Source organism: Streptomyces sp. NPDC020958, from assembly GCF_055562175.1.
In genome coordinates, this window is sequence record NZ_JBVHFU010000004.1 from 659,681 (window position 1) to 668,391 (window position 8,711).

At 69.7% G+C, this 8,711-nt stretch carries 8 protein-coding genes and 1 rRNA gene; 7 read left to right on the forward strand and 2 right to left on the reverse strand.

The window, feature by feature from the left end; all coding sequences use genetic code 11:
- Positions 1-297: 297 nt before the first annotated feature.
- From ACZ3KP_RS16965 to ACZ3KP_RS16990, 6 genes are all read left to right on the forward strand, one after another.
- Positions 298-606: a hypothetical protein gene (locus ACZ3KP_RS16965; RefSeq protein WP_046732870.1), complete on the forward strand. Its 309-nt coding sequence runs from the start codon at positions 298-300 to the stop codon at positions 604-606.
- Positions 607-747: 141 nt separating this feature from the next.
- Positions 748-1,578 (forward strand): DUF8175 domain-containg protein, encoded by an 831-nt coding sequence (locus ACZ3KP_RS16970; protein ID WP_467500239.1) that lies wholly within the window; start codon positions 748-750, stop codon positions 1,576-1,578.
- Complete coding sequence (locus tag ACZ3KP_RS16975) at positions 1,568-2,932, forward strand: hypothetical protein (RefSeq protein ID WP_467500241.1); 1,365 nt, start codon at positions 1,568-1,570, stop codon at positions 2,930-2,932. Before ACZ3KP_RS16970 ends, ACZ3KP_RS16975 begins: the two co-directional genes overlap by 11 nt.
- Positions 2,929-4,488 carry an SCO6880 family protein gene (locus ACZ3KP_RS16980; protein WP_132892133.1) on the forward strand — a complete coding sequence of 520 codons (1,560 nt, stop codon included), beginning with the start codon at positions 2,929-2,931 and terminating at the stop codon, positions 4,486-4,488. Before ACZ3KP_RS16975 ends, ACZ3KP_RS16980 begins: the two co-directional genes overlap by 4 nt.
- A 14-nt stretch (positions 4,489-4,502) precedes the next feature.
- Entirely contained in the window at positions 4,503-5,918 is a 1,416-nt protein-coding gene (locus ACZ3KP_RS16985; RefSeq protein WP_046732874.1) for an ATP-binding protein, read from the forward strand.
- Positions 5,919-5,929: 11 nt separating this feature from the next.
- On the forward strand, positions 5,930-7,396 hold the full coding sequence (locus ACZ3KP_RS16990) for a type VI secretion protein (RefSeq protein ID WP_467500244.1): 1,467 nt from the start codon (positions 5,930-5,932) through the stop codon (positions 7,394-7,396).
- Here ACZ3KP_RS16990 and ACZ3KP_RS16995 read toward each other — a convergent pair.
- Positions 7,385-7,945: a GNAT family N-acetyltransferase gene (locus tag ACZ3KP_RS16995; RefSeq protein ID WP_467500246.1), complete on the reverse strand. Its 561-nt coding sequence runs from the start codon at positions 7,943-7,945 to the stop codon at positions 7,385-7,387. The genes ACZ3KP_RS16990 and ACZ3KP_RS16995 overlap by 12 nt on opposite strands.
- A gap of 60 nt (positions 7,946-8,005) precedes the next feature.
- On the opposite strand from ACZ3KP_RS16995, the gene ACZ3KP_RS17000 reads away from it, so the two are divergent.
- The gene (locus tag ACZ3KP_RS17000) at positions 8,006-8,554 is read left to right on the forward strand and encodes a cysteine hydrolase family protein (RefSeq protein ID WP_360561318.1); all 549 of its coding nucleotides are present in this window, start codon (positions 8,006-8,008) and stop codon (positions 8,552-8,554) included.
- A gap of 65 nt (positions 8,555-8,619) precedes the next feature.
- Here the strand turns inward: ACZ3KP_RS17000 and rrf are convergent.
- Positions 8,620-8,711, reverse strand: a 5S ribosomal RNA gene (rrf, locus tag ACZ3KP_RS17005); the annotation flags it as partial.

Consider the following 8,711-nt stretch of genomic DNA (forward strand, 5'->3'; position numbering starts at 1 on the left):
GTTTCCCCACGGCCCCCGTGAGAACATCGTCTCGATCCGTCACCCGACCGGCCGTCAGAAACGCGCCAGGCCATGAAAAGGGTCAACGACGGAACCACACGACAGGTTCCGCTCAGGCCTCATTGCCCGGCGTGACCTGCCGTGATACACAGAGTGACCGGACGAGCCTTTCGTACGAAACCCGCCAATCAATGACGTCAAGTCGACATACTCCGGCGGCTTTGTCAGCGAGAATAGAGCGTGACCTCTGCACCGGGCAGGGGCGGCCAGAACTACCCACCAGGGGCGGTGACTTACATGTTCTACGCGGCCGACAAGGGAGACATCAACACCATCATCGGCGGAATCGCTCCGGACTGGGGGCCTTTCGGCAGCCTGGGCAACGAGGCGAAGACGATGATCCAGGTGGTCATGGCCGTGGCCATCCTCATCTGCCTCGGCATCGCCGTCTGGGGTGCCGCCAAACAGCGCATCGGCGCCACAGCTCTCCGCGACACCTTCAGTGCCGAGCAGGGCAAGGGCCTCATCATCGCCGGACTGACCGGGGTCTTCATCATCGGCTCCCTCGGCACCCTGTTCACCATCGTGTACGGCATGGCCGTCTAGGCCGCCTGGACCTCACCCTTCCCCGCTCCGAGGTTGCGTTTCCCTGATGTCGAGTCACCACACCGCGCCCGCGCGGGAACCAGCACGGCTACCGTCGTACTGCTACGCGTTCCGGTACGACGTGGAGGGGGAGTACGCGGCATGAGCCTCGGAGACGAGCCCGGCTACCCGGAGACCGGCCACACCCGCACCCGCCTGCCCGACGACCCCTACGGCGGCGCCTCCCGCCGCGGCGGCCGCTCCTCCTCACGGAGCCTGGTCACGGTCGTCGGCGTGGTCGTCCTGCTGATCGCGGCGATCGCCTTCGCGAACAGAGGCGACGGCGACAACAACGACTCCTCGTCAACCACGACCACCAACGGCGGCGCCGGCGGGCCGACCACATCACCCACATCGGCAACCGGAACCAAGCCGGTGGAAACAAAGACCAACGGCATCCCCTCAGGCTTCGCCCACACCCAACAGGGCGCCGAGAGCGCAGCGGCGAACTACGCGGTGACGCTGGGCTCGACAGGCATGTTCAACACGGACAGCCGGCACAGAATCGTCAACGGCCTCTACACGTCGGCCGCGGCCGGCAAGCTCCAGACCGCCATGGACACGGCCTACTCGGCGAGCTTCCTCAGCAAACTGGGCCTCGACGCGAACGGCAACGCCCCCAAGGGCAGCACCTTCGTGTCCCGCACGGTTCCGGTGGGCACCACGGCCGAGCAGTACGCCGACAGCAACGCGAAGGTCTCCGTGTGGTACGTCGGGCTCATCGGCATGTCGGGGACGTCCTCCACGAATCCCGTCACCACCACCTGGAAGACCTGGACCTTCGACCTGCAGTGGGCCGACGACGACTGGAAGATCAGCGCGGACACGCAGAAGGACGGCCCGGCGCCGGTTCCCGGTGACGACCAGGCCGCCGCTTCGGACCAGATCAGCAAGGCCGTCGAGCAGTACGGAGGGTTCACTTATGCCCGGTAACCCGCGTCGCGTACTCAAGCTCACCGGCGTCCTGGCCACCGTGCAGACCGCGGTCGTCCTGCTGGCGACCCGTGCCGTGGCAGACCCGACACCCTCACCCACCGCCAGCCTCACGGCCTCGCCCTCTCCCTCGGCGTCCGCGAGCAGTGACTCCTGCGGTCTACTGATCGGCCCCGCCAAGGACTACTGCGAAAAGGGCGCCGGCAGCGGTACCAGCGGTGGCGTTGACAACAATCCCCTCAGCTCCACCCTCGACCCCCTCTCCTCCCTCGCCCAAGGCTGCGCCAAAGCCGCCTCCTGGACCGTCGACAAGCTCAGCGGTGCCGTCAAGGAGACCGCCAACGTCGACTTCACCAACGAGAAGTTCCTCCAGCAGTACGCCGTCGTCTTCGCCGCCTCGACGATCCTGACGCTCCTGCTGTGGCTGCTGGCCGTCGCCAAGCGGGCGGTCCGCGGCGTCCCCCTCACCACCGCCATCTCCGAAGCCGTCGGCTTCCTCTGGCTGACCGTGCTGGCCTCCGCCTTCACCCCGCTGATCCTCTACACCATCGTCTCCGCGACCGACGGCGTCACCGACGTCCTCGCGAAGACCACCGGCAACCAGACCGACACGTTCTTCGGCACCTTCTCCGACGCCCTCAACAAGGGCGACGACATCGGCGGCGGCCCCATCATGCTGATCGTCGTCTCCCTGGTCAGCATCCTCGCCGCCGGCGTCCTGTGGCTGGAGCTGGTCATCAGGGCCGCCCTCCTCTACGTCGGCGCCCTCCTCGGCACCGTCGTCTACGCCGGCCTCGTCGACAAGAACCTGTGGGGCCACGTCCGCCGCTGGGCCGGCATCATGATCGCCGTCATCCTGGTGAAACCGGTCATCGTGATAGTGCTGGGCCTCGCAGGCGCGCTCTCCTCCGACGGCGGCCCCGACGCCTTCTCCGCCGTCGTCTCCGGCCTCGCCATCATCCTGCTCGCCATCTTCGCCAGCGCGATGATCTACCGCTTCGTCCCCGGCTTCGGCGACGAGATCGCGAACGGCCGCAACAACCGCATCATGCAGGGCGCCGAAGGCAAGGCCGCCGCCGTCATCAGCAGCCCCGCCAACCTGGTCGCCCAGGGCATCCGCACCCACAGCGCCCGCGCCGACAACAACGGCGGCGGTGGCGGTTCCGGCGGCGGCTCCTCCGCCGCCCGCCCCGCCAACCCGGCCTCGGGCGGCGTCGCCGCGCACAGCACCCGCGCCTCCAACGGCGGCGGATCCGTCCCCTCCGCCGCCCCCGCGCCCCGCGCGCCCAGCCCGGCGAACACCCCGCACGCCAGCAACACCCGCAACAACAGCTCCGGAGGTGAGGGGCGTTGACGACCGAGTCCCATCTGTCCCATCCGATGACGCCTCGCCGTACGTATCTCATCGGCCGCGCCCGGCCGAACGCGATCGTCGGCCGCAACCGTGAGTCCGGCGAGATCGGCCTGATCATCGTCGGCGCGTTCCTCGGCATGATGTGCGGGCTCCTCGTCCCGATCCTCTCCCTGCGCATCGTCCTGCTGATGGGCTTCCCGCTGCTCGCGCTGGCCGCGGTCTACGTGCCGTACAAGCGCCGCACGTTCTACAAGTGGTTCGAGATCAACCGCAGCTACAAGCGCACCCTGCGCTCGGGCACCGTCTACCGCTCCGCCGCCAGCGAAGCCGGCACCCGCATCGACGGCCGGGAGGTTGAGATCGGCCCGCCGCCCGGCATCGGCCGCATCAGCTGGCTCGCCGCGCCCTTCGGCCCCGACGAGATCGCCGTACTCCTGCACGCCGACCGCAAGACGGTCACGGCCGCGATCGAGATCGAGGGCCCGGGCGTCGGCCTGCGCGACTCCGAGGACCAGGAAGCCCTCGTCGACCGCTTCGGCACCCTCCTCAAGCACGTGGCCAACGGCGACGGCTTCGTCACCCGCCTCCAGATGCTCGCCCGCACCCTGCCCGCCGACCCCGACGCGCACGCCAAGGACGTCGCCCAGCGCGGCGACGACAAGGCACCGGCCTGGCTGGCGCAGTCGTACGACCAGCTGCAGTCCATGGTCTCCACCAGCAGCGAGCAGCACCGCGCCTACCTCGTCGCCTGCATGCACTACTCCCGCGAACTGGCCGCCGAGGCACACGCCATGGCCCGCGCCGCCCGCCCCCAGGCCGGCCGCAAACTGGACCGCGACTCGGGGCTCGCCGTCGTCATGGCCCGCGAGCTCACCGACATCTGCTCCCGCCTCCAGGAAGCGGACATCCGCGTCCGGCAGCCCCTCGGCCAGGGCCGCCTCGCCTCCCTGATCCACTCCATGTACGACCCCGACCACCCCATCGACCACATCCAGGCGATGACCCAGCGCAACGCCTGGCCGGCCGAACTGGACGCCATGGAGCCGACCTACCTCCAGGCCAAGACCCGCGAGTCGTCCACCCGCGAACCCTGGTGCCACGCCACGGCCTGGGTGAAGGAGTGGCCGATGACCCCGGTCGGCGTCAACTTCCTGGCCCCGCTCCTCGTCCACACCCCGGACGTCATCCGCACGGTCGCGGTCACCATGGACCTCGAACCCACCGAGGTCGCCATCGAGCGCATGCTCACGGAGAAGACCAACGACGAGGCGGAGGCGTCCCGCGCCGCCAAGATGAACCGGACCGTCGACCCCCGCGACATCGCCGCCCACAACCGCCTCGACCAGCGCGGCGAGGACCTGGCCAGCGGCGCCGCCGGCGTCAACCTGGTCGGCTACATCACGGTCTCCTCCCGCTCCCCCGAGGCCCTCAACCGCGACAAGCGCACCATCAGGGCGTCCGCCGGAAAGTCGTACCTGAAACTGGAGTGGTGCGACCGCGAGCACCACCGCGCCTTCGTGAACACACTGCCCTTCGCCACCGGAATCCGAAGGTAGAGGCTGATGCGCTGATGCGGGACCCGCTGTCCGTCCTCACCGAAGCCTTCACGTCCTTCCTGTTCGGGAAGGTCGAGACGACCCGCTCCCCGGTCCGCACCTCCACCGGCCAGGCCCAGGCCGTCTACCTCCCCACGGCCGCCCCCGGCCTGGGCGACTCGGGCGTGATCATCGGCCGCGAGGTGTACTCCGGCAAGGGCTACATCTACGACCCCTTCCAGCTCTACGGCCAGCAACTGCCCGCCCCGCACTGGCTCGTCCTCGGCGAGTCCGGCAACGGCAAGTCGGCCCTGGAGAAGACCTACGTCCTCCGGCAGCTGCGCTTCCGCGACCGACAGGTCGTCGTCCTGGACGCCCAGGGCGAGGACGGCGTCGGCGAGTGGAACCTCATCGCGGAGGAGCTGGGGATAACCCCCATCCGGCTCGACCCGACCGCGGCCCTGAACCACGGCATCCGCCTCAACCCGCTGGACCCCTCGATCACCACGACGGGCCAGCTCGCGCTGTTGCGCACCATCATCGAGGTCGCGATGGGCCACGGCCTCGACGAACGCTCCGGCTTCGCCCTGAAGGTCGCCCACTCCTACGTCAACGAGACGATCCTCGACCGCCAACCCGTCCTGACGGACATCGTCGAGCAGCTACGGCACCCCGAACCGGAGTCGGCCGAGGCGATGAACGTCGCCATAGACGACGTACGGGCCTGGGGCCTGGACGTCGCCCTGGTCCTGGACCGCCTGGTCGACGGTGACCTGCGCGGCATGTTCGACGGCCCCACCACGGTCGGCATCGACCTCGACGCCCCGCTCATCGTCTTCGACCTGTCCCACATCGACCGCAACTCCATCGCCATGCCGATCCTGATGGCGATCGTCGGCGTGTGGCTGGAGCACACCTGGATCCGCCCGGACCGCAAGAAGCGCATCTTCCTCGTGGAAGAGGCCTGGCACATCATCAACAGTCCGTTCGTGGCCCAGCTCTTCCAGCGCCTGCTGAAGTTCGGCCGGCGCCTCGGTCTGTCCTTCGTCGCGGTCGTCCACCACCTCTCCGACGTCGTGGACGGCGCGGCGGCCAAGGAGGCCGCGGCGATCCTGAAGATGGCCTCGACCCGCACGATCTACGCCCAGAAGGCGGACGAGGCACGGGCGACGGGCCGCGTCCTGGGTCTGCCCCGCTGGGCCGTGGAGATCATCCCCACCCTCACCCCCGGCATCGCGGTCTGGGACGTCAACGGCAACGTCCAGGTGGTCAAACACCTGGTCACCGAGACGGAACGCCCGCTCGTCTTCACCGACCGCGCGATGACCGAGTCGTCCAGCGACCTGGCCGACGCCGACGACGCGCTGCGCGCCGCCGAGCTGGAGGCGGAACAGCGGGCGGCGGCCTTCGTGGAACAGCACCTCGGCGACTCCGAGTCGACGGTGGCGTAGGGAGGCCGTGCGTGAGACCGGACCCTCGGCAGGAGCGGGAGCACCGCGGCGGTGGCGGCGTTCCCGACGGCCTGCTGATCGGCATACTCGGGTTCCTGCTGGGCGTCACGGTCCTGGTGTGGACGGCGACGGGACTGGCCGCCTGGTTCGCCCACGGCAGCTGGCCCTCGACGGTCACCCTCACCCACACCCCACCGGCGATGCGCCACCTCATCGGCGAACCGCACGACCTCCCCGGCGCCTGGCCCGACACACCGGCGGCCCGGCTGTCCGGGTGGGGCCTGTTCTGGGGCCTGTTCCTCGGCCAGCTGATGATCCTGCTGGTCCTCACCGTGTTCGTCCTGGGCACAGTGACCCGCTGGCGCGCGAGCCGCAGGAAGCGGACGGCGCCAGCCGGGCAGCCGACGACGGATGGGCAGGCAACGGCGGCCGACGCGACCCCGGTCCCGGTCCCGGCACGAGCGACCGTCCAGGCCCCCGCCCAGGCCCTGAGCCCGGCCGTCCCGACGCCCCCCGCCACCGAGCAGGCCGTCCCGGGCCAGCAGGCCGTCCCGGGCCCCAGGATCCACATCGCCCCCGTCGAAGCCCGCCGGACAACCGCGACCCAGGCCATCCGTGACGCGGCAGGCCCCGCCCTCGTCGTCACCTCCAACCCCACCGTCTGGTCCGAGACCAAGGACGCCAGGGCCAAACTCGGCCCCGTCCTCCTCTACGACCCGAACCACCTCTGCGACACCCCCGCCCGCTTCCACTGGTCCCCCACGGTCGGCTGCGAGGACAAATCGACCGCGGCCCTGCGCGCCCAGTCCCTGCTCACCCCCGTGAAACCCAGCGCGAAGATCGACCAGGCGGTCACGGAGACGGCCGAGACCCTGCTGCGCAGCTACCTGCACGCAGCGGCCCTGGAGAACCGCACCATCCGCCACGTCCACCGCTGGGCCCAGGGCACGGGCATCCAGGACGCCGTACGGACCCTCCGCACCCACCCGAAGGCGGCTCCCGGCTCCGCCGGCGAACTGGAGGCCGCCCTCACCGCCCACCCGGAACGCAGGGACGTCGCCCAGGAACTGACGGCCCGTGCCCTGGCCGCCCTCTTCACCGTCAACATCCGCGAGGCCTGCAATCCCAACCGATCCGATGCCCTCGCTTTGGATTCCTTCGTGCACGAAGGGGGCACGCTTTATGTGGTCGGTGAATCCATCGAGGACCCCAGGACCAACCCGGGCGCGATGCCCCTCCTGACGGCCCTCGTCTCAAGCGTGGTCGAGCATGGCCGGCGCATGGCCGAACGGTCATCCTCCGGTCGGCTCGACCCACCACTCACCCTGGTCCTGGACGACGTGGCGGCCGTGGCTCCCCTCCCGCAGCTGCCCGACCTGCTCGCCAGCGGCCCGGACCAGGGCCTGCCGACCCTCGCCCTGCTCCGCTCCCACGAGCAGGCCCGGTCCCGCTGGCCGCACCGGGAACTACCGGTCTAGGACGAACTCCACCTCGGTCTCGGCCGCGTTCTTGTCGAACGGCACGAGCACTCCGCTCGGCACGAACCCCGCCTTGCGGTACGCCCCCTGGGCCCGCGCGTTGTCCTCGTGCACCAGCAGCCGTATCCGCTCCGCACCGCGTTCCCGCGCCCAGCCGATCCCGGCGTCGAACAGCGCCCCGAGCAGCCCGTTCCCACGGTGCTCGGGCCGTACGAACACCCCGACGATGTGCCCCTGCCGCCGCTCGACCGGGAATCCGGCCCAGTCCTTCGACCCGGCCTCCTCGATCAGCACGGTCACGGAACCGGCCCACGTCCCGTCCGCCGCCTCAGCGATGAACTGCCGTGCCGCACCGGCTTCCGCCGCCGACCCCGCGGCCCGCTCCCGATAGAAGGAGTCGGGCCGGGCCAGCGCCTCCTCGTACGACTCCAGGAAGGCGATGTCCGCGACCGGGTCCCGCAGGGCGACGAGCCGAAGCCGCTTGACGTCCTCCCATTCGTCGGCCCGTATCGCGCGAACGACGTATTCACTGCTGGTCGAAGCACTCATGCGGCCAAACTAACGCTCACCCGGGCCCTGTTGTCAGTGCCCCCCTCTACCGTGAACGTCATGACGACTCTGCCGAACCGCCCGAACACCGCCCTGCTGATCGTCGACGTGCAGAACGGCGTGGTGAACACCTCCCACAACCGCGACGAGGTCATCGCCAACATCAACACCCTGATCGCCAAGGCCCGTGCCGAGGCGGTCCCGGTGATCTGGGTCCAGCACTCCAGCGACGAGCTGAAGCCGGACAGCGCCCCCTGGGAGTACGTCCCCGAGCTGACCCGGGAGGCGACCGAGCCCCTCGTGCACAAGCGCTACGGCGACTCCTTCGAGGCCACCGAGCTGGAGTCCGTGCTGGCCGAGCGGGGCGTGGGCCGCCTGGTCGTCACCGGCGCCCAGACCGACGCCTGCATCCGCTCCACCCTGCACGGCGCGATCGTCCGCGGGTACGACGCGACCCTGGTTTCCGACGCCCACACCACGGAGGACCTCACGCAGTACGGTGCGCCGGCACCGCAGCAGGTCATCGCGCACACGAACCTCTACTGGCAGTGGCAGGAGGCCCCGGGCCGAAAGGGCGGCACGGTCACGACGGCGGACGTGACCTTCTGAAGCCGCAAAGACCTATAACGCAGAAAACCCCCGCATCCTTGGATGCGGGGGTTTTCCCAATATTTGTTCGGCGGCGTCCTACTCTCCCACAGGGTCCCCCCTGCAGTACCATCGGCGCTGTGAGGCTTAGCTTCCGGGTTCGGAATGTAACCGGGCG